Source organism: Aster yellows witches'-broom phytoplasma AYWB (genome assembly GCF_000012225.1).
GTDB lineage: Bacteria > Bacillota_I > Bacilli_A > Acholeplasmatales > Acholeplasmataceae > Phytoplasma.
In genome coordinates, this window is sequence record NC_007716.1 from 662,682 (window position 1) to 688,602 (window position 25,921).

A 25,921-nucleotide genomic window follows, 5' to 3' on the forward strand; every position below is an offset into this window, starting at 1 on the left:
AAATTTAATTTAAAATACCACCAAAAAACAAACATCATTTTTATAATAGATACAATAATTTTAATATACTTATGAATATTAAATATATATTTGGGAGGCATCTTTTTAATTTTCATTTTTTAACCTTTTATTTGTATATTATAAATATACATAAATTGTAATATGCATCATTTATAAATATTTTTCAAATTACTCTAAAATAATATCAAACTTTTAATACTAAGATATTTTTTTTAAAATAATACTTTATTACTTATGATAGCATAAAAACAATTAAAATTAACATTTAATTAATATAAGTATAATTACTTTAATATAAAAGATTCCAAAAGGCAAGAAATAAATATTGGTTTAATAATTAAAATTTAGTGATTTATGCATTAATTTTTTTATATTTTATATTAAGAATTAATATTTATTTTATATTAATATTTATTTCTTATAATTCTTAAATTAATTTATTAAGTACTAACTAAAGTTTTTAAAGCAGGATTTAATTTTTTTTCTAAATATTTACTTAAAATGTTAAGTAAATTAAATTAAAACTAAGTAAAAAAAACGGAAAGTATTACAAATGGAGTAACTAAATCTGCTGTAACATTCACAGCATCATTTGTAACAAATGAAATATCAATTAATGCAATTAATCCGAAGAAAGTACAAGCTTTAATATTAGTAAAAAATTGTGCTACTACTAAATGAACTGTTTTTTTAATGCTTGAGGGAAAGTAACATAATAGAAAGATTGTTTTTTTATTCAATAATAAAGATTGAGCCGCTTCCACTTGTCTTTTATCTAAAAATTTAAGAGTTTGCATTAAAAAAACAGCAATATTAGCAGCTGAATTTAATACAATGGAAAATTAATGATGCATGTAAGTTTGATGCATTGTAGGAAACTTAATAAGCCACCATAAATATCTTTAAAACCAAACTAACAAACCTTGAGCAGCAATTGTAACTCCAATGATAAATAAACATAAAAATCTACAAATTTAGAACCTACTTGTTTAACAAGTTTCACAAAGACATTATTTTTTCTAGAGCATTTTGTGATATTGTAGTTACATTTAGTTCAACAAATTCTCTTTATTGTGCTGCGTTTCTTTTATTTTTTTCATTTAATTCTCTTTTGTTGTTTTGAATTTTTTAATTCCATCTTTTGTCTGGTGAATTTTTTTGTGGATTTATTATTTGTTCTCATATTTGAGCATCAGTTAATTCTGAAATAGATTCTAAATTTTCAATAGTTAGTTTGATAAGTTATTGGGTTAAGATATTTGCATATGTGATAATTTTTTTCGATAATAACTAAAAACATTAATACTATAAAAATATATTTGTTGTGAGTCATTAAAGTAGGTTTATGGTTTATAGATGCAAATTCCATTTACTTATTTAATTTTCATCCCGCTTTTTTTCTTGGATTTGATTTGGGTGAGTTTTTTTATAGTTTTTGAGAGTTTAGATTTGGGGTGTGCTAATAGCTATTTGAAAAAATTTTATTATTTAGTATTTGTGATTTGTTCCGTTTTTTTAATTTATTTTAATATTTAGCATTCGTAAAAAAATAATTTTAATTTAATTTTATATGGGGGTTTTTATTTTTTTTACTTAACTAGATAGTGTAAAAATAAAATATTTAAAAATATTTATTTAGTTTGAAAAGAAATGAAATTATCTTCTTAATTTTTAGTTTTAAAGAGGAATTTTTAAATCAAAAAATGTCCAAAAAATGGAAAGTTGCAGCCTTCGTATAACTCCACACTAAAATAAAAATCTTAGTAATTTTTTAATTTGTCTGTGAAATTTTAAAAAATTAACAGGCACCTTTACACTTCTTTAAAAATTATTTTTTAAAGGGTATTAATATTTTATAATTTAAAAATTAATAAAAATCCTAATATTATTTGAAAAAATAATCTTGTTGAATCATCATTTTCTGTTAAAATGATAATTGTATTGACAGCGACATTAATCAACAAGTATTAATTTTTACACATAAAAAATGTTTAAAATAATTAATGACTCTATTTATGTTTTCGTCGCTGTCAATATATATAGTTTTTTTATCTAAATGTATATATTTGATTCAAAAATATAATCATTTATTTCACAAACAAACGACTATGTCAAGATTATTATATCATTCATAAAAAAAACTTTCAATAAAATAATTTTTACTCAAAATGTTGATTTTTATTTTGGCAATATATTAAATATTTTATTTATAATTCAAATATATTTTTTTTAAATTAAACAATTTTTAAACTAATTTTAAAAAAATGATAAATCTTTATTAAAAACAGAAAGTAAAAAAATGACAAAAAGTAATTCTCATAAATCAAAAATTATTTTTATTATTTCAGGTTTAGTTATTTCAATAGCTGTTATTTTTATTTTATTTATTTTTATGTTGTCTTTAAATCAACAAAATCAAACTGAAGAAGAAATAGTTCAACCTCAACATAGAGTTGAACTTCAAAAGCATTTAAAACGAGATAATGATATTATTCCTAAAAATAAAAATGAAGTTGTTAGAACAAAATCAACAAAAAATATTGTTTATAAACTTGATGGAAAAACAAAAAAATATATTGAAGAATATGATCCTAAAACAAATGCATTAATTAAAATAATATATTTTAATTTTAATGGAGAACAAATATCTAAAATTCAAGATTTAGATCCACAAGGTAATTTAATTAAACAAACAGTTTATCACGAAAATAGCCCAAATATATATAATATTCAATATTATGAACCTCAAACTAAAAATTATTTCAAAATAGAATATTTTGAAGTTGACGGTAAAACAATATCTTCTACTGCTGAATATAACCCCCAAAAGAATAATAATTTATTAAAACAAACTTTTTATTTCTCTGATGGTAAAATAAGAGCTATATACATTTTTGACCCCATAACACAAAATTTAATTAAAACAACATTTTATCAACCTGATGGTAGAACAATACATTATATCAACGAATTTAATGCCATAACAAGAAAAAGAATTAAGCAAACTAATTATAAATTAGATGGAACTATTGATACAATAAAAAATTTTAATTAAATATAAAAAAAATAACTCCCTATTATTTTAGGGAGTTATACAATAAATAAAAAATAAAATATCAAAAAAAACTAAAAGCTAAACTAAGTATCAATACGTCCCTTGTGTTGTTTTTAGAAAACAAACTGAAAACATGGATAAATATTTACATAAAGGTTCAAAAGTATATGTATAAGGCACCCTATCATTCCAAAAATATACTAACCAACGAAGGTCAAAAAACGAACCACCACCAAAGTAATTATTCAAAACATCATCTTTTTAGACAACAAACCCAAATAATATTTACACAATTAAGTCCCTTTAGGGACTTTTTTTATACCCAAATTCAAAATAAAATTTAACAAAATTAAGGAGTAAGTAAATGAACTTAAAACCTAAAAAAATCTTTTTCTTATTACTTATATTATAGCATTAATAATTTCAATAATTTAAAGTTTTTTTTAAGTTTTTGTAATTTATAAATAATTTTATTTATTTTTTTCCAACAACAAAAGCCGTCCAATAATTAGACAGCAAAAATTAATTAAAAATATTTAATTTAAACTAATTTAATAAAATTAAGGAGAAAGTTGAAAACTTTGAATATAATTATTTTCAAGATATCTATACCAATATTGACATTCAACTTTATTTAATATTTTAATATCTTTTTTTTCATAATCTTTTTTAAGTTTTAATTTAAGTTTTTGTAATTTAAAATATTTTTTAAAATTCTTATTAAGAAAATAATTTTTTGGTTGAATCTAGATAAATTTAAACTAAAAATAATTAGAATTTTTAACTTGATTTGGGGTCATATAAGATTTAAACAATAAAGTTAAATTATGTGGAATTTTAATATTTCTTCCATTAATTATTTTTTTAATATTCCATTCAAATATATTAGAAAAATTAAAATTAACCATTGGAAATGAACTTAATTCTATTTCTTTAATTATATCATAAGGAAATAATGCCAAAAAGATTCTTTAGGACAAGAAAAACATGTACGAGAAAATCCAAACAAATGACGACTATAAAAATCAATTCCTTTATTAGAATTTGATTCAATTTGTTTATCATTTTTAGAAACATATTTACTAACATATGAAACAACTTTATTAACATAATTTTTTTTATCAAAAGTGCCTTTATAAAAAAATTTACATTTACTAATTTCAATTTTTTCAAATAAAAGATTTGTTTTTGATGGTCTAAAAATTTGAACGTTTTGACTAATTGGATTTAAATGTTTATAATGTTTTATATTATTTTTATTCATAACAGATGCATAAGCATTAGCCCAAAGCAAAGCAATTTTTAACACATTTAACATTCTTTTTCTCATAATAATTTTGAGGTATTTTAATATTACCTTTTTCATCTATTTTATGCATTAAATAATCATCATAAAAAATACTCTTATTTCCTTTAATAGGTCGGTTTTTCAAACCCAAAGCATAATTTTCCTAATAAAAAACTTCAAACCTTAGAACAACAAAGAACAAATTATTATTTTAAAAACTAGAACAAATAAAAAACATCGCAAGAAAAATTATTATATCAAATAAAACAACAAAAAAACATAAAGTAGCTATTTGACAATCTAAAAAAAGAAAAAAGATTGTTAAAAACTCAAAACAATGAAGATAACAACCACACACCGATCAGAAATGACAATGAAAATGACTAATTCAAATTTTACTATTGATTTTGTATCTGGAAAGTTATTTGTTGTTGGTTTATGTTTTATATTTAAATATCTCTTTTTCAGTTTCCTTCGACTATTCAATCCCAACGATAATAACCCAATTAAAAAGAAAATGAAACCCCAAACTCAAATAATCAAAAAAAAGATTTAAAAAAAGATATCGATTAAAAAAATCCCAAACAAACAAGAATATAACGAAAATATCACATTAGAAACTTTAATAAATCAAGAAAATTATCAAAATTATCAATAATTTATTTATTACCAAAAAAAATCAAACCTTACAAGAAGTAATGACTTTGAATGACGCTAATAAAAATATTATTAAAGACTAAATGATTCAAAACAAAGGCAATACTGAAGAATTTTAAAAATTAAAAAGTTAAGTGTGTTAAAATAGTGATGTATTAAAAAGGAAAGGAATCTATAATCAAAATTAAAAAAATAATCAAATAGTTTTTTATTATTTTAGGGATAATTCTTTTTTTATTATCAGTTGGATTGTTTTAATTGAAATGGAAATCATTAAATTACCGAAAGAAAAATCCCTATTTTAAAAGAAATCAAATCTGATATAAAAGGCGAATAAGAAGAAATTAATTATAAAGTAAGAAATCAACGAATAATTAAAATTCATTACATATTTGATTGCTTTAATGGCATCGGTTATTATCAACAACAAACTCAAACCAAAAAGGGCGGTTTTAATGATATTTTAACCATTTAACACAGACTCCAAACCCAAAAAAGAACATTCTAACTTAGTTTTTTTAAATCAAAGATCGTCATCCTTTCAGTCGTTGGAATAAAAGATCTTGATACTTATAACCATACCACTTTTAACGGATTTGATGTTGATTCTTTCGATGCTTAAGATGATATTTTTATTTAGATAAATATGTAAAATTCGAAAAATAACAACAATGACGATTAAAGACTATTGCCTTGGCGGTTGTTTCGTTGAAAATGATAACTTCGCATTAACCTTTTTCCATCTCCACCTTAACCCCGTCCGCAATACTTTATCTCTTTAACAAGTTAAACACAAATATGATAAATCCCAAGAAACCAAAAAATAATAAAAGAAATATTATATCACTAGTTGCAAAATTTTAATAACTCCAATATGTTAAAAATTAAAGGAATAAAAGGAGATTTAATATAATGTTTAAATTTAAAAACAATTTATTATTATTGAATATATTTTTATTTATTTTATTAGGATTATTTTTAATTACTAATAATCATCAAGTTATGGCGACGCCTTATAATGTTCCTTTAAAAACAATTTATCAAATTCAAAACAACCATATTAAAGAAAATAAAAATAAACCAATAAAAATTAGTTACTATATTAATGATAAAAAATTATCATTAGAAGATATGGCAAAAAAAATAAATATAATTAATAATTTAAACAAAAAACCTATTAGTAGGTTATAACAAAAAAATAAAAATAAATTGAATTCAACAAAATAGATGTTATATTTTATTGTTAAGAATAAGGTCCCCAAATTGTCTCTTTACATCCTGATTTTTTTGACAAAGATAATCTCAGGCAAAACAAAAAAATCCAAGAAGAATATTACCACTTATCGGAAACTTTTAAAGGGCTCAACCAATTAACAAAAGGATTCAAAAAAGTCCAAATCATAACTATTAGGGGAGATTGGATTAGATAAAGCAACTTTGGTCTATAACTTCATTTTATATATAGCCAAAACCAAAAAACCAAGAAATTTCTCATTATCCTCATATTTTGGTATTTTCTTATGAAATGACCTTAGAAGAAAATTTAAATCGTTTATTATCCCACCAAACTCAAATTCCCTTGAATGTTATTTTAGATAAAAAATTGGAGGACTTAAGCATCACGCAAAACACCTACAAGGAAAGGATAAAAACAACAAAACAATTTTTTTTACCAACATAAATTTATCATTTAATTATGATAAAAGCAAAAATATTAATTATGTAATTTATTTAGTTTATAGCCTTCATTTAAAACAAAAAAAGCCGAAATTATCGTCATTGACCACATTCAAATAACCAAAACCAACAACCATTTAGAAAATGACCGTCTAGCCATTAACGAAATCATGACTAAATTAAAAAAAAATAGCCATTGAATTAAACATTGTTATTATCATTTTATCTCAATTTTCAAGGGATTTTTTGTAGGCGATTACTGAGTTTTTTAAAATATTGTTTCTTTTTAAAAAAATCTTTTTATTATTGCTTATATTATAACATTAATAATTTCAATAATTTAAAGTTTTTGTAATTTATAAATAATTTTATTTATTTTTTTCCAACAACAAAAGCCGTCCAATAATTAGACAGCAAAATTAATTAAAAATATTTAATTTAAACTAATTTAATCAAATTAAATTAAGGAGAAAGTTGAAAACTTTAAATATAATTATTTTCAAGATATCTATACCAATATTGACATTCAACTTTATTTAATATTTTAATATCTTTTTTTTAATAATCTTTTTTAAGTTTTAATTTAAGTTTTTGTAATTTAAAATATTTTTTAAAATCCTTATTAAGAAAATAATTTTTTGGTTGAATGCTAGATAAATTTAAACTAAAATAATTAGAATTTTGAGTTTGGTTTGGAGTCATATAAGATTTAAACAATAAAGTTAAATTATGTGGAATTTTAATATTTATTCCATTAATTATTTGTTTAATATTCCATTCAAATATATTAGAAAAATCAAAATTAACCATCGGAAATGAACTTAATTCTATTTCTTTAATTATATCATAAGGAAATAATGCCAAAAAGATTCTTTAGGACAAGAAAAGCATGTAAGAGAAAATCCAAACAAATGACGACTATAAAAATCAATTCCTTTATTAGAATTTGATTCATTTTGTTTATCATTTTTAAAAACATATTTACTAACATATGAAACAACTTTATTAACATAATCTTTTTTATCAAAAGTGCCTTTATAAAAAACTTTACATTTACTAATTTTAATTTTTTCAAATGATGGTCTAAAAATTTGAACGTTTTAACTAATTGGATTTAAATGTTTATAATGTTTTATATTATTTTTATTCATAACAGATGCATAAGCATTAGCCCAAAGCAAAGCAATTTTTAACACATTTAACATTCTTTTTCTCATAATAATTTTGAGGTATTTTAATATTACCTTTTTCATCTATTTTATGCATTAAATAATCATCATAAAAAATACTCTTATTTCCTTTAATAGGTCGGTTTTTTAAACCCCAAAGCATAATCTTTATCAGTACACAAATAACGAGAATATCCACAAAAAGAATTATTTCAAATAAAAAACTTTTTTACAAACATTAAAAGGAGAATTATTAAATATTACAATTGTTTCTCATTCTAAAAAGAAAAATTACTACCAACAAGTAAACTACCGCCCAAAAACCAAACTCTATTTGTAGACCCTCAAATCTTAGATGAAATAAAAAAAATATAGAATAGAAATAATCAAAAATCATCATTCCGAAGAACATAATAATATAACTCTAAACAACCACATAAAACCCAAAATAATACCCTTAAAAAAAAACATTTCTCTATCTTCCCCAAATATAAATATCTCAACGAACAAAAAGACTACATTAAAGAATTTAATAAGCAAAATAAACATAGATAAGTTAGATACTTTAAATTAGATTTTTAAAAAAAGATAAATATAAAAAAAACCCCTATCAAAACAAACTATAAAAAAGCCTAAACGTTATTTATTATCAATTATAAGATTTTAAACACATCAAAGTGTTTTTAACCAAAAATAAAAAAGGTTGTCGGGTTAAAAAAATACATCCCATGTATAAATATATATCCAAAATCAAATAAACACTTCATTAAAAGTTTTATAACAGCTTTTAATATCTAAAATTCTTTGTCAAAGCCAAACCTTTTTAAGGGGTGATATTTTATATATTATATCGATAATGATAATCGATATTTGATATTTGATATTTGATATTATAGTTATATCATTTATCTATCATTATTATTTTCCGATATATAAATAACTCCCTAATTTTTCCTTTCGGTTATTGGAAAAAGAGTTTTTTAAAATTCTAAAACCAAACCAAAAGCCCTCAATGCGCTGAAGCGCTAATAAAACTAATAAATATAAAAGATAAAAAAGATAACATTAATTAGATAATGTTTTCAAATGCCCCAAATGAGACTGATAACCTAATTTAACAAAAAAAGCCAATTTTTATTATAAAAAGAAATAAATTTCCTAATTTTTTTATTAATCATATTAAAAGAATCTAAAAATAATCGCGGTTCTTGTTTTGTTTTAATAAAAACCTTAATAAGACTCAGTTACCGTGTTATCGTTGGGTGTAGATTTGCGCGACATACTAAAAAAACCTCTATTATTTAAATAAAATTGAAATTTAATACTTTGATAAACTTTCAACTGATCTGAGTGAATAATACAAGTTTTTTTTAATTTAAGTATTTTTTTTAAAATTTTTTTTAACTAATTCTAAATTAGGATTTTTGCCAATAACCGATGCCAAAAATTGATCATTATACCCATCAATAATCGTTGAAACCCACAAATGCACTTTAATATTTGTAAAACCAAGTCAAATCAGTGTATAATTTAGTTAATGATTTATTAGTTTAAAATCATTTTTAATTAAATTAGTTTTTTTGAAAATTCCTCATAAAATTTTTTTTTGAATTAGGTTGTCTCCATTTCATCAACCATTTTATTTTTTTCATAATTTTTAACACTAATTTATGATTAATGTTGTGATTTTAAAAATTCTTTGATAAAGAACTGCAATTTGTCCATAACCAATTGAAAAATAATTTTTTTGATATAAAAAAACCCTACCAATTTTTTTAACGCCAAATAATCGATGATTTTAGTTTTTTCTTTTTTGGTTTTTTGTTTCTTCACCAAAAATAATAATTATTGTGATTTTTTTTGAATAATTTTAAAATTTTATAAATAAAAAAAGTATTTTTGTGAAAATTTTAACTAAGGTGAAAATAATATTTTCTAAATTAGGGTTACTATAATCAATAACGATTTACAATAATTCAATTTCTTTTCTTGTTATTTGTATTTTTCATCAACATAACCGCCTTTCATTCCTTACATTTTACCATCTAAATATTTTTTCTCAACAAAAAAACAATCAAACAACATAATTTCGCAAAAAAACAGAAAAGACAACGCCCCATTATTAAAGAAATTTTGCAATTTTTTGTAATGTTTTTTTGATTTTAAAAGATGAGAATAAATACCTAAATAAGAAATTAATTGTTAATTTTTTAACCCTAAAATGCGTGGTAAATGGGGTGCAGTTCGTTTTTTTAAGTAATGTGATATAATAAGAATAGCATAGACAAATTTATTTTTAAAATAAATTTGTCTATGGTTAAATTGAATTGCGATATTCCATTTTTTAATATATTTTTTTATTTAAACTAATAAAAAAAAATAAAAATGAGGTATATAAAATAATGAAATTAGATATTAAAAAAAATTATTTTTTTAATAAAAAATATTTTAAATTTACATTTGTATTTGTTTTGTTTGTTTTATTATTTAATAAATTTAATCAAAACCATATATTTGCTATGATAAATAAAGATATTGCTTCTTCTTCAACATCAAATAGAATCCATTCGAATCAATCAAAAAAAATAAGTTTAACAAGTAGTTCAAAAAGTTTCGAAACTTTGGAAGGACTAAGTCATAAAAAATCAAATCCACAAAATTTATCTTTTTATGATATTGTAAAAAATATTAAATTGGATTTAAATAAAAATTATCATTTAGGAGTGTTTTCTTTAGAAGAAATAAAAGATCAATTTTCAGATATTTTAATCAATTTTTACCCTTCATTTAAATTTTATGGTTCTTTTCCAACTACAGAAGGTTCTCAAAACTTTTTTAAAATATATGAACAACAAAGCCATCCACAATCATTTTATATATCTTTAAAAGATTTTGAAGAAATATTTGAAGAAGGAGGAGGAGGAGTCATTTATAATAAATTAAGATTAAAACAAAATGAAATACAAAAAAGAACAATTTATAGTTTTTTTTACGATACCGAAAGTCATAATTATATAGGTTCTGATGAACATACAAGATGGAATTCTGATAATGTACTTGATTTTATTGTAGATATAGAAATAACTAAATCTCCTATAAGTAATGCTATTCCAATAAATTTACTTTTTAAAACATTTTCTTATACATCAGATAATTTATTTTTTGATATTGGTTTTGGAATAGATAATGTTTCCTTTATAAAAAAATAAAAAATAACTTTTTAAAATATTATTTAGTTTAGAATTTATTTTTTCTTCTTTTCTTTTTTTATAAACAAAAAAACTAATCTTTCTAAAAAAAGATTAGTTTTTTTGTTTATATTTTTAATATCTTGTTTTTATAAAAAATTATAATGAAAATTAAAGTCCATATTAAAAATATTGTTATTTTATAATTGGTAATGTTTAAAATATTTTTTTTAAAATATTACTTTTAGAAAATGCAATAAAAGGGAATGTGCTTTTGTGTAGGTGATAAATATCTTGTTGAGATTAAATGTTAATTGGATTTCTTTGATAACAAAAGGCAAAAAAATTATTATAATAAAAGCTTTCTTCTAAGTTAAAATAGTTTTTCAAAAGGTGCTATCTATTGTAATCATTTGGCTTTTTTGGTTAACTAAATTTAATGCTAAATGGCTTTAAAATATGAGGTGCTAATGATGATTTATTAAATATCTTATTATGATTAATAATTAAATATATTTTTTCCCTAATAAAAGTTGTTTATCAGGAGTAAAGGTGAAAAAACAAGATAATTTATTTAGATTCAAAAGTTATGTAGCCATAACGCTCTGAAGCGCTAATAAAACTAATAAATATAAAAGATAAAAAAGATAACATTAATTAGATAATGTTTTCAAATGCCCCAAATGAGACTGATAACCTAATTTAACAAAAAAAGCCAATTTTTATTATAAAAAGAAATAAATTTCCTAATTTTTTTATTAATCATATTAAAAGAATCTAAAAATAATCGCGGTTCTTGTTTTGTTTTAATAAAAACCTTAATAAGACTCAGTTACCGTGTTATCGTTTGGTGTAGATTTGCGCGACATACTAAAAAAACCTCTATTATTTAAATAAAATTGAAATTTAATACTTTGATAAACTTTCAACTGATCTGAGTGAATAATACAAGTTTTTTTAATTTAAGTATTTTTTTTAAAATTTTTTTTAACTAATTCTAAATTAGGATTTTTGCCAATAACCGATGCCAAAAATTGATCATTATACCCATCAATAATCGTTGAAACCCACAAATGCACTTTAATATTTGTAAAACCAAGTCAAATCAGTGTATAATTTAGTTAATGATTTATTAGTTTAAAATCATTTTTAATTAAATTAGTTTTTTTGAAAATTCCTCATAAAATTTTTTTTTGAATTAGGTTGTCTCCATTTCATCAACCATTTTATTTTTTTCATAATTTTTAACACTAATTTATGATTAATGTTGTGATTTTAAAAATTCTTTGATAAAGAACTGCAATTTGTCCATAACCAATTGAAAAATAATTTTTTTGATATAAAAAACCCTACCAATTTTTTTAACGCCAAATAATCGATGATTTTAGTTTTTTCTTTTTTGGTTTTTTGTTTCTTCACCAAAAATAATAATTATTGTGATTTTTTTTGAATAATTTTAAAATTTTATAAATAAAAAAAGTATTTTTGTGAAAATTTTAACTAAGGTGAAAATAATATTTTCTAAATTAGGGTTACTATAATCAATAACGATTTACAATAATTCAATTTCTTTTCTTGTTATTTGTATTTTTCATCAACATAACCGCCTTTCATTCCTTACATTTTACCATCTAAATATTTTTTCAACAAAAAACCAATCAAACAAAATAATTGCGTAAAAAAATAACTTTAATTTAATTTTATTCCCGCCTTTTCCACTTTTTTAACCTAACTATATAATGCAAAGATAAAATTAAAATTCATCTTTTCAAATCAAAAAACCAACAAAACCCGTACCCCATTATTAAAGAAATAGTAAATAAATGTTTTTTGCAACTTTTTGTAATGTTTTTTTGATTTGAAAAGATGAAAAAAGAACTTGATTGTTATTTTTTTAACCCTAAAAAAATGTATGGTAAATGGGGTGAAGTTCGTAACTACTATTTTAACTTTGGGAGCATTTTATAGAGGAAAAGCAGAATGCAATATTAGAAAAAAATTATAGATGATAATGTAATGAATACTATCATTAAATTACCTTGAATATTTCTAATATTACATGTTATAATAAAGTAAATTACTAAAAAATTATATACTATTTATTCACCAAAACTTTTTACCAATTCTTTTAAAAAAAAATTAAAATATGTAGAAAATAAGAGGCATTTTATAATAAAAATGTTATAATAAAGCTGTAAATACAAACAATGGAGGAAAACATGTATCACATTCCAATAGGAATCTCAGGAAGACACGCTCACCTATCACAAGAAACAATTGATATTTTATTCGGTCAAAAAAATTATCAACTAACTTTTTTCAAACCACTCAAACAAACAGGACAATTTGCAGCGCAAGAAAAAATTGATGTTATGAGTCCATCAGGAAAAATTCTTCCACAAGTTCGGATTTTAGGACCCACAAGAATTTTTGACCAAGTAGAAATTAGTCAAAGTGATGCTCTAAGACACAGTTTTACAGCTCCTGTTAGATCTTCAGGCGATATTAAAGGTTCAGGCAAAGCCACTTTAATAGGACCAAAAGGTCAAGTAGACATTGAAGAAGGTGTTATTATTGCCAACAGACACATTCATTTATCTACCCAAGACGCAAAAAATTTTGACATTACTGACAAACAAATGGTAAGTATTGAAATTGAAGGCACTAAACCTGGTATCTTAAAACAAGTTTTGTGCAGAGTACACCCTGATTTTAAACTTGAATGCCACTTAGATACTGATGACGGCAGTGCTTTTTTACTCAAAAATGGCGATACTGTTAAATTACTGAAATAAATCATTAAACAAAATAAAAAAATAAATAATTTTTTAACTTAAATTCTTGAGTTATAAGGATCTTGCAACTAACCCCCAAAGACCTTATAACCTATATTTATTTTCGCCCCTTAACATAACTAAAAAACATAACTAAAAATTATTTTATTTTTTTATTGAACGAAAGACATAAATTTCCTTTCATTTGTGTCTTTCGCTCAATAAAAACTCTTCTTTTAAAAACGCAAACAACAAGAAGGAGGTAAAACGGATAAGGATAAAAATTACAAAAACCCAATAAACTTAATTAAAAAATTATCCTCAATAAAATCAATGCAAACAACCAATCCATCTTTTAAAAAGTTTCTCAGATCTGAAGTTTTTCGTGACCCTATCTACGGTTATATTTATCTGGAATACGAATTGATTGAAAAATTAATTGATACTTCTGTTTTCCAAAGATTAAGACGTATAAAACAGTTAAATGGAGCTAACATCGTTTTTCATGGAGCAGAACATTCTCGTTTTACACACAGTTTAGGTGTTTATGAACTTGCAAGACGGTTTTTAAAAATCACAAATATTAAAAAACACTTTTCTGAAAAACAAAAATTAATTTTACTAGTATCTTCTTTGTTACATGATATTGGACACGGCGCTTATTCTCATTCTTTTGAAACCTTATTTGACGTAAACCACGAAACACAAAGTGCACGCATAATCAAAAATAACAAAGAAATTAGAACTTTATTAGATCCAATAAGTCCTGATTTCAAAAACGATGTAGCTAGTGTGATTGAAAAAACAAAGAAATTCCCCTTAATAGAACAAATTTTAACTAGTCAAATTGATATTGACAGATTAGATTATTTAGAACGAGATTCTTATTTTACAGGTGCCACTTATGGGCATATCGATTTAGAACGTTTAATGCGTAGCATGATAATTGAGCCTCATCCTAGCAAAAATAACGAAAAATGTATTGCCTTTAGACAAAGTGGTGTTTTTGCTATTGAAAATTTTTTAATTAACCGATATCATATGTTCTGGCAAGTGTATTATCATCCTAAAGTAAGAGCTTATAACACTATTTTAGAAAAAATTTGTAAACGTTTATTTGATTTACTACAAAATAAATATCCTATAGATCCATACATCCAACCTTTTTATAATTTTGTAAACAATCAAACTGAACTAGATAAATACTTAGCAATTGATGATTATTATATGAATGGTTTAATCTTGCATCTTAAAAATAGTAATGATACCATTTTAAAAAATTTATGTAATGATTTTCTCAATAGACGTATTTGGCACATTTTAGATGATAACAAACAAAACCAAGAACAAATTGCACACATTAAGCAACAATATCACAGCCAAAACACCGATTATATTAAATATTATACTTCAAGTAATGCTGCTTTTCAAAATGCTTATTCCGAAAGTAAGCCTAAATTTGAAACCAAAATCTTAATTAAATCTCAGGGAGAACTCAAAAGTCTTAAAGAAGAATCTCCCATTATTAAAAGTTTAATTAAAAGTAGCCCTAAACAAGATAATAAATTTTTTTATCGCCCTTTATAAAACCGAAACTCCCCCCCCAAAAAAAAATTCCCCCAATTCGCAACTATCCTACAAATCCCAAAAGCCAACATCCATATCAATTTTATTTAAGGAAATCAAATGCATCACACAAACAAAAAAAAATACGGTCAAAATTTTTTAACAGATGTTAATTTATTAAACAAAATTGTAACTAAGGCTTCAATCACAGACAAAAATGTTTTAGAAATTGGACCTGGTAAAGGTGCTTTAACCAAAATTATTGTCCCTCAAGCTAAAAATGTTTTAGCCTATGAAATTGATGCTACCCTTAAACCTTTTTTAAATTTTGAAAATCATAACAATGTTAATATCATTTATGATGATTTTTTAAAAAGAGATTTATTAAAAGATTTTGATCATTATTTTAGTCCTAACTCTCAATTAAGTTTAATTGGTAACTTACCTTATTATATTACCTCACCTATTCTTTTTAAAATTATTGACACTCCACAAATTAATGATGCTACTATTATGATTCAAAAAGAAGTAGGAATGCGTTTACTGGCTCAACCAAATAACAAAAATTATAACGCTTTATCTGTAATTATTCAATTTCTATTTAGTATTGAAAAAATCCAAGAAGTTAAAAGACATATGTTTTTTCCTACACCCAAAGTAGACAGTATTGTTATCAAACTTACTAAAAATAACAACATTTTACCTACTTTCTTAAAACAATTTATCAAGTTTGTAAAAAATTCCTTTAAACAAAAAAGAAAAACTTTACTCAACAACTTATCTTGTCAATTTTTGTTATCCAAAGAAACCATTATTCCCTTTTTCTTACAACATCACATCCCTTTACAAATTAGAGCCGAACAGGTAACTTTAGAAACTTTTCAAAAATTAACTGTTAAATGGTTTATTTTTTTAAATATGTCATAAAATAATAAAACTTTTCATATTTAAAATAAATCAAAAAGCTCATTAGAAAATAATTTTTTCCTTTTTTCCGATATTAAACATCAATATCAAAAAATTAAATATTAATCTTTTTTAAAATAAAAAAACATTAAAATATTAACTGTATCCAATAATTATTTATATTTTATTTGTAATTTGTATCATTGCACAAACCATAAATAATAAATAATGAATAATAATTTAGCATTTAATATAAAATGAAGCAAAACTGGAGGCTTAAGAAATGAAAGTTACTGATGTAAAAGTTAGAAAAATAAACGGTGAAAGTAGATTAAGAGGAGTTTCTTCAATCACTTTTGAAAACCAATTTGTAGTTAATGACATCAGAATTATAGAAGGAGAAAGGGGTATATTTATTGCTATGCCAAGTAGAAAAACTTCCAAAGGCAACTTTAGAGATATCGCTCATCCCATCAATTCAGAAACCCGTCAAATAATTGAAAATTGTATCAAAACCAAATACCAAGATTTGCTAGATAACCCTCCACAAGAAGAAGATTTTTCTCAAAATTCTGAAAATTAATAATCATTACCTTTAAAAAAATTCCAGTTTTTTGGAATTTTTTTTACATGTTTTGAATTCAAAACACCATTTTATTAAAAAACTTTTGCAAATAAAAAACTAAAACACACCAAACTAAAAACCCAATCATCACAAAAAAACTTTAAATTACTAAAATATTTATCCCAAAAAAATTAAGCAAAGAGGTACAAAAATTTGTCTTGTTGCAGCAATTATTCATTCATCCACAATCACAAACACAACGATAAAAAAAAATTAATTTGTTTTGTTATAGGAACATTTTTATATAGTTTATTTGCTATATATTTACATTACTACAAGAACACAAACACATTAGTATTAGTCTTTGTTTCTTTGGCACTTTTATTTTTAATCGGCTATCATGTCATTTTAGAAGGTTTTATAGAAACTTGGCAAGATACTTGCAAATTTAAAAAATTCACTCCAAACATTCATATTTTAATGACTTTAGCTGCTCTAGGAGCTTTATATTTACAAAACTACAACGATGGAATTTTATTAATTGTCATATTTTCAGGAGCTTCTTTTTTAGAAGAATACGTTGAGTCAAAAAGTCAAAAAGAAATCAAAAATCTATTAAAACTTCAAGTAGCAGAAGCAAGATTGCAAAAAGAAGACGGCAGCACTGAAATTATTCCTTCCAAAATACTCAAAATAAATGATTTAGTCTTAATTTTACCAGGCGACCAAATCCCTACTGACGGCGTAATTGTTTCGGGCAACCCCAACATTAACGAAGCTCACATAACAGGAGAAGGCATTCCTTGCGACAAACAACGAGGCGATTTTGTCTACGGCAGTACCATTAACGGCAACAGCCATTTTGTTATGCGTGTCACAGCTACTAACGAAAAGACTGTTTTTGCTCAAATTGTAAGATTGGTAAGTCAAACTCAAAACAATATTTCCAAAACTGCTACTTTAATTAAAAAAATAGAACCAATTTACGTAAAAACAGTTATGGCAATAGTAGTTGTTGTCCTTGGTCTTGCAGGAATACTACATTTTGCTGGACAAAGTAATTCCAATTTCCAATTTATCACATGGCTACAAAAAACAATGATTTTTTTAACTGTATCATCTCCATGTGCCCTAGCTGCCGCTGACATTCCTTCCACTCTTACAGCTATTTCTAACCTCACTAAAAAAGGAATTTTATTCAAAAAAGGCAGATCTTTGGAAAAAATTGCAGACATCAAAGTTTTTGCATGCGACAAAACAGGTACCCTTACTGAAGGCAAACCTCAAGTAACTGATGTTTATGTAGCGCCTGAAATAAATGAAGAAAAGTATAACAAATATTTAAATATATTATTAGGGATGGAACAAAAATCAAACCATCCTTTAGCACTAGCTATTAAAAACCATTTCCACCATAAATCTTATCTCCAAATGGAAATTAATAACTCAGTTGGCATCGGTCTTGAAGCTTTTTTTCAAAACAATCATTATAAAATTGCAAAAGCTAATGATTTTACCAAAACCCCAATCTCTGAATCTTTACAAGCCCAAACTCAAAAATTTTTATCCGAAGGTAAAACCATCGTTTATTTTAGTTGTAATAATCACATTGTTATGGCTTTAGCACTTTTGGATAAATTGCGTCCTCAAGCTTATAATTTGATGCAATACTTCAACAATAAAAACATATATACTGCAGTAATTACAGGAGATACTCATCAAAGCGCTTGCATCTTACAAAAAAAACTTCATCTAAATGCAGCTTGGGGAAATATTCTACCCGCCTACAAACTAGAAAAAATTCAAGAACTACAAAAAGAAAAAGGCACTACAGTGATGGTAGGTGATGGTGTTAATGATGCTCCTGCTCTTAAAGCTGCTGATGTAGGAATTGCGATGCAAAACGGTACTGATGTGGCAATGGATGTAGCAGATGCAGTTTTAATGCAAAATGATTTATCAAAAATTATCTATACTCACCAAGTAGCTGTCAAACTGCGCAAAATCATCTGGCAAAATATTATTTTTGCTATGGCAGTAGTTTGTATCTTGAATCTTTGTAATCTTTTTGGATATATGAATTTACCTTGGGCAGTCACTTGCCATGAAGGAAGCACAATTTTAGTTATTTTCAATGGTTTAAGACTTTTACAAAACCCCAAAAACCCTAAACCAGAAGACAAAAAGACTAATAAAAAAAAAATTAATAAATAATTTTTTTCTTTATTAACATCATTATAAAAGACAAAACAAAGACAAAAAAAACCACCCCAAAGGGTGGTTTTTTATTTACATATTAAGGATTATCAAATCATAATTTAAAAAAGAGGAGAGTGTTGATTTTAAAATATTTTATTATTATATTTATAATTATTTAATCTTGTTCAAATGTTTTATCACGTTTTAATTTAAGATAAAAAGTTGAAAAAATTAATGATGTAATGATAAAACAAATAAAATTACTAAGAAAAATGCTCAAACCTACTCCCATTACGCCTTGATTTAAAAAGTATTTGGAAAAAAGAACAATAAAAAAGACACGAATTAAAGTTCTTAAAAAATTAAGATAAACAGAAGGCCCTACGCGTTTAAAAGCTAATAAAAAATTAAACATAATAATAGAACCACACGATAACCATAAACTAGTTGTTTCAAAAAATAATAATGTACGAAAAGCATCTTGTTCCAAACTAGAAATCTTTTCCCAAGGACTACCATGAAATAATGGCAAAATCAACTTATAACCAAAAATATTAATCAAAGAGCCTATCAAAGCCAAAACAAACATACAAAAAATAATTTTTTTGAATGCTTCAAAAACTCTATTAAGGTTATTATGACCTAAATTTTGAGATATAATAGCATTTTGGGAATCCGAAAAAGAATTAAGAGCATTATAAAAGACATTATTGATAGTTACTGCTAAGGCTAAATTAGCTCCAATTTGAGAACTACTAATTCCTTGAGGATCGCCGTAACATTCTTTAACAATGATACTTACAATTAATTTGCCAACACTATAAATGCTAATACTAGCACAAACAGGAATAGCTAATTTGAAAAGTTTTTTTAAAAATTCTTTATCAAAACTGATTTTGGATAAAATAATACGGAAGGGGTTTTTGCTGTCAAAAAATAAAAACCACAAAGCAAATAAAGTAACAATTCCGTTAGAAATCAAAGTAACCAAAGCCAAAGAAACCATGGAAGAATTCCAATAATGAAAAAGAACAAAAGAAAAAATAATTTTAATAGAAGCATTCAAAATATTTAAAAAAAGGGCAATTTTGTTATTACCTTTGGCGCGCTCCAAACTTAAAAAAACTGTATTTATAATGATGCAAACAAGTGACAATATAATAAGATTGTAATACTTAATACCTTCATTGTTTTCAATTGCATTTTGACTAATTTTTAAAATATTAGTTGCAATGAAACTTTTGAAAACAAAAATGCATAAAAAAACTAAAATAAACCCCGTTAAAATAGAAAGAACAAAAGTTTTTGCCAAATAAAGGTGCATTTTATTAACATTATTTTGTCCATAAGCACGTCCTACTAAAATAACACCTCCTGTGGCAATAGAAATACCAAAAGGAATAAGAATACCTTTAAATATATGTACGCGACTTACAAAAGTGAGTTGATTATCTGAAATTTGATTTCTTTTTAAAATAAAAAGGTCAATAGCATCTGATGCATTTTGAAAAATCCAATAAATAATGATAGGAAATGTAAAATAAAAAATTACTTTCCATAAGTTTCCTTCTAATAAAAATTTTCTATTTCTTTTTTCATTAATTAAAATTTGTGTTATTGCTTTTGTTTTAACCACAAAAAACCTCCATCTAATGTTTTGGTTGAGTCAAACAATTTGAAAATATGTGCAAATAAAAGCCATAACACATATTATATTTTATCAAAATTAGAGGGGTTTTAGGAGGCAAAAGGTTATATTTAGAGGGGGAATGTGCTAAAATATTTCATTTATTTAGGCAACTAAACATTTTTTACAGCTACCCTCAATTTAGCTGAAATACTACGCGAATTGTTTTGCATTTCTTCTTCACTTGGCAAAAAGGCTTTTTTAGTAATAATACTTAAAGGAGTTTGGGGAATAATTGCAATAGGCAATTTTTTAGGTAAAACAAAAGTACTATGTTTTTTAAAAAAATGTTTAATAATTCGGTCTTCTAATGAATGAAAACTAATAACTACTATCCTGGCATTTGGTTTTAATAAATCAAGACTTTGTTCCAAGGCTTGTTTTAAGGATTCTAATTCTTGATTAACTTCAATACGCAACGCTTGAAATATTTTTTTAGCACTATGTCCTTTTTGGAGGTTGCAAAATCGATCAGTTATAGAAACCAAATCATAAGATGTCTGCAAAGGTCTTTGTTTAATGATTTCTGAGACAACCAAAGAAGCATTTTTAACTTCACCATAAAGCTTAAAAATATTTTTTAATTGTGCAAAGGAGTAATTATTTAAAATATATTGTGCAGTAATTGTTTGATTAATATTCATTCTCATATCTAAAGGAGTGTTATGCAAATAACTAAATCCTCTTTGGGGATTGTCAATTTGACAAGAAGATAGCCCCAAATCAAATAAAATACCATCTAATGAAAAACTTTTCGTTGTGCTAATTGGGCTTTAAATACGAAAAATACTATGAATTATTTCAATTGGCAAATGTGGTGACAAGGTTTTTTTAGCATTTGTGCAAGCTTCTACATCTTGGTCAAAAGAATATAAAAACCCTTGTTGCAAAAGATTTGCAATTTCTATAGTATGCCCACATTGCCCTAAAGTGGCATCTACATAAATACCTTCAGGCTTGATCTTTAAAAAATCTATGGCTTCTTTTTTGAGAACTGAAATATGGTGAAAATTTTGTTTGTTCATGGTTTTTACCTAACTTGCAAAGTTAAAAAATGTGATTCAAAAAAATAAATATTGAAAAAAAGAAAAGGAAAATGAATTACAATTATAAAAAAAATAGTTAAATTACAAATAATATTGTTTAATTTAACTTATTTTATCAAATATGAAATAGCGTCTAAATGTTAATTACTTAAAGGCAAATTTAACTTTATCATTAATAATTTCTTCCAAAGCTTTACCAACTACTTTATTACACAAAAGTTCAGGCAATTCTTTTTTTTGAGCTTCTATGACATGAGCAGTTTTGCTTGCAATATGAACTAATTTGTATTTAGAATTAATTTTATCCAATAATTTATCAATAGAAGGATAGATCAAACCTTCCTTATTGTATTTTTTTTTATTTGGTTTACTATTATTCTGCATAAACATTATCCTCCAATATTTTTAAATAATTGCGAATACTACGTTTCGTTTTGGCGTGTTCTGCTCTAATAATTGCAATAATACGGTCAGCAGCATTAGCCACTTCATCATTTACTACAATATAATCGTATTTGTGAGCTAAGCGAAACTCGTTATTGGCTTTGGCAATTCGTTGTACAATATTTATTTCTTGTTCGGTACCACGTTTTTTTAAACGATCATAGAGATCTTTTTTTTTAGGTGGAACCAAAAAAATAAAAACTGTGTTTGGCATACGTTTTTTTCTTAAATGAGTGGCTCCTTCAACTTCAATTTCTAAAAACACTTCTTTTCCTTGTTTTAAAAAATCTTGAATTTGCTTTTTAGGAGTGCCATAATAATGATCAATAAATTTAGCCCATTCTAAAAAACAATTGTTTTCAATCCCTTTTTCAAACTCTTCTTTAGTTAGAAAATGGTAATCTTTACCGTCTTGTTCGCCTGGTCGCGGTTTTCTGGTAGTAGCAGAAACAGAATACACAAAATTATGATTAGTCATTTCAAACAAAGCTTTTCTAACAGTGGCTTTACCAACTCCTGAAGGTCCTGAAAGAATTATTAAAAGTCCTTTTTTATTTAATTTCATGTTAGATTACCTTTTTCTTAAATTTTGTGAAAGTGGTTAATAATATTAGTTGTGCTTAAATAATTTTAAAAATTGAAGGTTAAAAAATTAAAGTGGTTTTGATTAAAATAAACAATCACCACCAAAAAAATTAATATTGATATTAATATCGATTAATTAACAATAATATTTAACAATTTGTTGGGAATATAAATCATATTTTGAATTTTTTTATGGCATACAAACTTATTAACTTTTGAATCTTGCAAAGCTCGAATTTTAATTTGTTCTGAAGACAAATTAAAAGGAAGTTCTAAAACAGCTCTTAATTTACTATTTACTTGCACAATAATTTTTACTTGCAGTTGTTCCAAATGGTTTTTATCATAAAAAGGCCAAGTTAAAGCAACTAATTGGGTTTTATTTTTTAAAATGGTTTGATTAATTTCTTCTGTCAAGTGAGGAGCAATCGGATTTAATAGTTGTAAAAAGATCTGTGCTTGTTTTTTTCCTATTTTTTGATGTTTATAAACTTGATTAACAAAAATCATTAATTGACTAATAACTTTATTGAATTTCAATTTTTCATAATCTTGGGTTGTTTGAAAAATGGTTTGATGATAAATAGCGTTTAGAGAAGTTTCAAAATCATTTGGCATTGAAAAAGAAAACATTTGATAAACTCTATTTAAAAAACGTTGTATTCCTTTGAAACCTTTTTCACACCAATTTTTAATATCTTCTAACGGACCCATAAACATGATATAAATTCGCAGTACATCGGCGCCATATCGCGCAAGCATTAAGGAAGCACTTACTCCGTTGCCTTTGGATTTGGACATTTTAGTGTGATCATGTCCCAAAATAATACCTTGATTAACTAATTTTTGAAAAGGTTCTTTGGTAGAAACCAAACCCAGATCGTATAAAAACTTATGCCAAAAACGTGCATAAAGCAAATGACCAACAGCGTGTTCTGTCCCTCCAATGTATAAGTCTACTGGCAAATAATAGTCAAGTAGTTCTTTTGCTTTGGCGGTATTTAACGGGATTAGACCCAAATGGTTTTTCAAAATATAGCCAATATAGTACCAAGAGCTACCTGCAAGTTGTGGCATGGTGTTACAATCTCTGCGATATTTTTTGCCATCTTTTTCAAAATATAGCCAAAAATGGGCTTTGGATATGGGTGATTCACCTGTGCCTGATGGTTTGATTTGTTCCAAAACAGGAAGTTCTATTGGTAAGTTTGTATCGCTATCAGTATAAATTTCATTATTGGAATCATCATAATAAATGGGGAAGGGTTCTGCCCAATATCGTTGGCGCGAAAAGACCCAATCACGCAATTTATAAGTATAATGAGGATAACCGTGGTTTTTTTTTTCTAAAAATTGCAACATTTTAGTTTTGGCTTGTTCGTTATTAAGACCATTTAAAAAATCACTATTGATGTGAATCCCTTCCCCTGTATAAGCCTCGGTCAAGGGAGGTTGAGTTTGATTGGTGGTAGGCATTGCAAAATCAGAAGAGGGGGGATTTATGACTTGAATCATTTTTAAACCATGTTTTTGAGCAAACTCAAAATCTCTTTGATCATGACAAGGAACAGACATTAAAGCGCCTGTACCATAATGAGGAAGAACATAATCAGCAATCCAGATAGGAATTTTGGTGTTGTTACAAGGGTTAATTGCAAAACTGCCTGTAAAAACACCTGTTTTGTCTTTGTTGATGTCTCTTTCTAAGTCTTTTTTTTGTTTTGTTAATTCCAAATAATTGTTAACTGCTTGTTGGTGTTCGGTTTTGGTTAGTTGTAAGGCTAATTCGTGTTCGGGCGCTATTACTAAAAAAGTTACACCAAAAAGAGTATCGGGGCGATTGGTGAAAGTTTTTAAAGTCATTTTTTGATCGAAAACTGGGAAGGAGACAATTGCTCCTTGATTTTTGCCAATCCAATTAGCTTGCATTTCTTTCACATTTAAAGGCCAATTAACTAAATTAAGGTCGTCTAAAAGTCTGTCGGCATATTGAGTTATTTTTAAAACCCATTGTTTCATCTTTTTTTTAACAACCGGATGATTACCTCTTTCAGAAAACATCCCTTTTTCATTAGAAATTACTTCTTCATTGGCAAGCGCTGTTCCTAAATTAGGGCAAAAATTTACTTCTATATTTTTGAGAACTGCTAGTCCTTTTTCGTAAAGTTTTTTAAAAATCCATTGAGTCCAGGCATAAAAATAAGGATCTGAGGTGGCAAGTTCTCTGTCCCAATCCACACTTTTACCAATACTTTGGATTTGTTTTTTAAAATTATTGATATTTTCATAAGTAAAATTGCGGGGGTTTTTGCCTGTTTGCAAAGCATATTGTTCGGCGGGCAGACCAAACGAATCCCAACCAAAAGGATGCAAAACATTAAAACCTTGCATGCGTTTGAACCTACTCATAATATCACTTGCAGTATAACCTTCAATATGGCCTACATGAAGCCCTTCAGAAGAAGGATAAGGAAACATGTCAAGACAATAAAATTTCTTTTTTGAAAAGTTATCTTGAGTTTTGAAAACATTATTTTGTTGCCAATAAAGTTGCCATTTATGTTCTATTTGTTTAAAATCATAAATTAATTTTGTCATACTTGAAAGCCTTCTATATTTGTTTTAACTTTTATGATGTGTTATAATGTGGGGGATAAATTAAATGATTGAAAAAAAAAAAAATGAGTTAGTTTAAGAGGTGTTTTTGGTTATGTAAAAAACGATATCTTGAACAGTTTTGAAATTTTGTAAAGTTGCATCACTAATGTTGATTTGAAATGTTTTTTCTGCTTCCATAACTAGTTCTAAAGCGTCAAGTGAATCAAGTCCTAAATCTTCTTTAAAACGGGTGTCTAAAGTAATTGTAGAAGTATCTAAAGATAATTGGGTGGCAATTAAATCTTTAATTTTCTCAAAAATCATTTTTTATTTCTCCTTCAAAAAAGCAATAATTGCTTAATAATATTATACTAAAAAAAATCTTTTTTTAATTGTTACATTTGCCAAAATAAAAAAAAGTAAATGATTTGCCTGTATTCAAAATGAAGTTGTTTTGATTGTAAATTATAAAAAGGTGTCCATTTACAAGAAACAA

General features: G+C 24.9%; 16 protein-coding genes and 3 pseudogenes. 10 read left to right on the plus strand and 9 right to left on the minus strand.

Translation table 11 applies throughout. The features are described from left to right. Positions 1 to 545 precede the first annotated feature (545 nt). The gene (locus tag AYWB_RS03125; protein ID WP_160122709.1) at positions 546 to 785 is read right to left on the minus strand and encodes a hypothetical protein; all 240 of its coding nucleotides are present in this window, start codon (positions 783 to 785) and stop codon (positions 546 to 548) included. Positions 786 to 2,320: 1,535 nt separating this feature from the next. Here AYWB_RS03125 and AYWB_RS03775 point away from each other — a divergent pair. Together AYWB_RS03775 and AYWB_RS03780 are read left to right on the plus strand one after the other, a co-directional pair. After that, positions 2,321 to 3,076 (plus strand): DUF2963 domain-containing protein, encoded by a 756-nt coding sequence (locus AYWB_RS03775; protein ID WP_011412914.1) that lies wholly within the window; start codon positions 2,321 to 2,323, stop codon positions 3,074 to 3,076. An 85-nt stretch (positions 3,077 to 3,161) separates the two neighbouring features. Then, a pseudogene (locus AYWB_RS03780) lies at positions 3,162 to 3,358 on the plus strand (single-stranded DNA-binding protein); the annotation flags it as partial. Between the two features lie 655 nt (positions 3,359 to 4,013). On the opposite strand, the gene AYWB_RS04345 reads toward AYWB_RS03780, so the two are convergent. Further along, on the minus strand, positions 4,014 to 4,394 hold the full coding sequence (locus AYWB_RS04345) for a hypothetical protein (RefSeq protein WP_238374406.1): 381 nt from the start codon (positions 4,392 to 4,394) through the stop codon (positions 4,014 to 4,016). Positions 4,395 to 5,933: 1,539 nt separating this feature from the next. Here AYWB_RS04345 and AYWB_RS03140 point away from each other — a divergent pair. Together AYWB_RS03140 and AYWB_RS04350 are read left to right on the plus strand one after the other, a co-directional pair. Then, positions 5,934 to 6,212, plus strand: a complete 279-nt coding sequence (locus tag AYWB_RS03140) for an SVM family protein (protein WP_011412918.1) — start codon at positions 5,934 to 5,936, stop codon at positions 6,210 to 6,212. 68 nt (positions 6,213 to 6,280) lie between these two features. Further along, positions 6,281 to 6,941 (plus strand): annotated as a pseudogene (locus tag AYWB_RS04350) (DnaB-like helicase C-terminal domain-containing protein); the annotation flags it as partial. Positions 6,942 to 7,256: 315 nt separating this feature from the next. On the opposite strand, the gene AYWB_RS03150 reads toward AYWB_RS04350, so the two are convergent. Next, the gene (locus AYWB_RS03150; protein ID WP_011412920.1) at positions 7,257 to 7,562 is read right to left on the minus strand and encodes a hypothetical protein; all 306 of its coding nucleotides are present in this window, start codon (positions 7,560 to 7,562) and stop codon (positions 7,257 to 7,259) included. Between the two features lie 2,707 nt (positions 7,563 to 10,269). Between AYWB_RS03150 and AYWB_RS03155 the strand changes: the two genes are divergently transcribed. The 6 genes from AYWB_RS03155 (at position 10,270) to AYWB_RS03180 (ending at position 19,080) form a co-directional block, all read left to right on the plus strand. Beyond that, the gene (locus tag AYWB_RS03155) at positions 10,270 to 11,076 is read left to right on the plus strand and encodes a hypothetical protein (RefSeq protein WP_011412923.1); all 807 of its coding nucleotides are present in this window, start codon (positions 10,270 to 10,272) and stop codon (positions 11,074 to 11,076) included. A 2,198-nt stretch (positions 11,077 to 13,274) separates the two neighbouring features. Further along, a complete protein-coding gene (locus tag AYWB_RS03160; RefSeq protein WP_041639933.1) occupies positions 13,275 to 13,850 on the plus strand; it encodes a phosphate propanoyltransferase in 576 nt (191 codons plus the stop codon). A 312-nt stretch (positions 13,851 to 14,162) separates the two neighbouring features. Continuing rightward, entirely contained in the window at positions 14,163 to 15,416 is a 1,254-nt protein-coding gene (locus AYWB_RS03165) for an HD domain-containing protein (RefSeq protein WP_011412925.1), read from the plus strand. Positions 15,417 to 15,515: 99 nt separating this feature from the next. Then, positions 15,516 to 16,322 carry a 16S rRNA (adenine(1518)-N(6)/adenine(1519)-N(6))-dimethyltransferase RsmA gene (rsmA, locus tag AYWB_RS03170; protein WP_011412926.1) on the plus strand — a complete coding sequence of 269 codons (807 nt, stop codon included), beginning with the start codon at positions 15,516 to 15,518 and terminating at the stop codon, positions 16,320 to 16,322. Positions 16,323 to 16,584: 262 nt separating this feature from the next. After that, positions 16,585 to 16,884: a septation regulator SpoVG gene (gene spoVG / locus AYWB_RS03175; RefSeq protein ID WP_011412927.1), complete on the plus strand. Its 300-nt coding sequence runs from the start codon at positions 16,585 to 16,587 to the stop codon at positions 16,882 to 16,884. A 195-nt stretch (positions 16,885 to 17,079) separates the two neighbouring features. Beyond that, on the plus strand, positions 17,080 to 19,080 hold the full coding sequence (locus AYWB_RS03180; protein ID WP_011412928.1) for a heavy metal translocating P-type ATPase: 2,001 nt from the start codon (positions 17,080 to 17,082) through the stop codon (positions 19,078 to 19,080). Between the two features lie 160 nt (positions 19,081 to 19,240). Here the strand turns inward: AYWB_RS03180 and AYWB_RS03185 are convergent, their stop codons facing one another. From AYWB_RS03185 to acpP, 6 genes and pseudogenes are all read right to left on the minus strand, one after another. Continuing rightward, positions 19,241 to 20,701, minus strand: coding sequence for an MATE family efflux transporter (locus tag AYWB_RS03185; RefSeq protein WP_011412929.1), 1,461 nt, complete (start codon positions 20,699 to 20,701; stop codon positions 19,241 to 19,243). A gap of 164 nt (positions 20,702 to 20,865) precedes the next feature. Beyond that, positions 20,866 to 21,777 (minus strand): annotated as a pseudogene (gene rsmH, locus AYWB_RS03190) (16S rRNA (cytosine(1402)-N(4))-methyltransferase RsmH). 165 nt (positions 21,778 to 21,942) lie between these two features. After that, a complete protein-coding gene (locus AYWB_RS03195; protein ID WP_011412932.1) occupies positions 21,943 to 22,188 on the minus strand; it encodes a DNA-directed RNA polymerase subunit omega in 246 nt (81 codons plus the stop codon). Next, positions 22,172 to 22,807 carry a guanylate kinase gene (gmk, locus tag AYWB_RS03200; RefSeq protein ID WP_011412933.1) on the minus strand — a complete coding sequence of 212 codons (636 nt, stop codon included), beginning with the start codon at positions 22,805 to 22,807 and terminating at the stop codon, positions 22,172 to 22,174. The genes AYWB_RS03195 and gmk overlap by 17 nt, the downstream gene beginning before the upstream one ends. Positions 22,808 to 22,959: 152 nt before the next feature. Next, a complete protein-coding gene (gene leuS, locus AYWB_RS03205; protein WP_011412934.1) occupies positions 22,960 to 25,425 on the minus strand; it encodes a leucine--tRNA ligase in 2,466 nt (821 codons plus the stop codon). A gap of 93 nt (positions 25,426 to 25,518) precedes the next feature. Further along, entirely contained in the window at positions 25,519 to 25,749 is a 231-nt protein-coding gene (gene acpP, locus AYWB_RS03210) for an acyl carrier protein (protein WP_011412935.1), read from the minus strand. Between the last annotated feature and the right edge of the window lie 172 nt (positions 25,750 to 25,921).

What these genes read in the sequence shown, in the direction of transcription:
- AYWB_RS03775 (WP_011412914.1), top strand. Translation starts at nt 2,321, where the DNA reads ATGACAAAAAGTAATTCTCATAAATCAAAAATTATTTTTATTATTTCA.
- AYWB_RS04345 (WP_238374406.1), bottom strand. Translation starts at nt 4,394, where the DNA reads ATGTTAAATGTGTTAAAAATTGCTTTGCTTTGGGCTAATGCTTATGCA.
- AYWB_RS03140 (WP_011412918.1), top strand. Translation starts at nt 5,934, where the DNA reads ATGTTTAAATTTAAAAACAATTTATTATTATTGAATATATTTTTATTT.
- AYWB_RS03155 (WP_011412923.1), top strand. Translation starts at nt 10,270, where the DNA reads ATGAAATTAGATATTAAAAAAAATTATTTTTTTAATAAAAAATATTTT.
- AYWB_RS03160 (WP_041639933.1), top strand. Translation starts at nt 13,275, where the DNA reads ATGTATCACATTCCAATAGGAATCTCAGGAAGACACGCTCACCTATCA.
- AYWB_RS03165 (WP_011412925.1), top strand. Translation starts at nt 14,163, where the DNA reads ATGCAAACAACCAATCCATCTTTTAAAAAGTTTCTCAGATCTGAAGTT.
- rsmA (WP_011412926.1), top strand. Translation starts at nt 15,516, where the DNA reads ATGCATCACACAAACAAAAAAAAATACGGTCAAAATTTTTTAACAGAT.
- spoVG (WP_011412927.1), top strand. Translation starts at nt 16,585, where the DNA reads ATGAAAGTTACTGATGTAAAAGTTAGAAAAATAAACGGTGAAAGTAGA.
- AYWB_RS03195 (WP_011412932.1), bottom strand. Translation starts at nt 22,188, where the DNA reads ATGTTTATGCAGAATAATAGTAAACCAAATAAAAAAAAATACAATAAG.
- gmk (WP_011412933.1), bottom strand. Translation starts at nt 22,807, where the DNA reads ATGAAATTAAATAAAAAAGGACTTTTAATAATTCTTTCAGGACCTTCA.
- leuS (WP_011412934.1), bottom strand. Translation starts at nt 25,425, where the DNA reads ATGACAAAATTAATTTATGATTTTAAACAAATAGAACATAAATGGCAA.
- acpP (WP_011412935.1), bottom strand. Translation starts at nt 25,749, where the DNA reads ATGATTTTTGAGAAAATTAAAGATTTAATTGCCACCCAATTATCTTTA.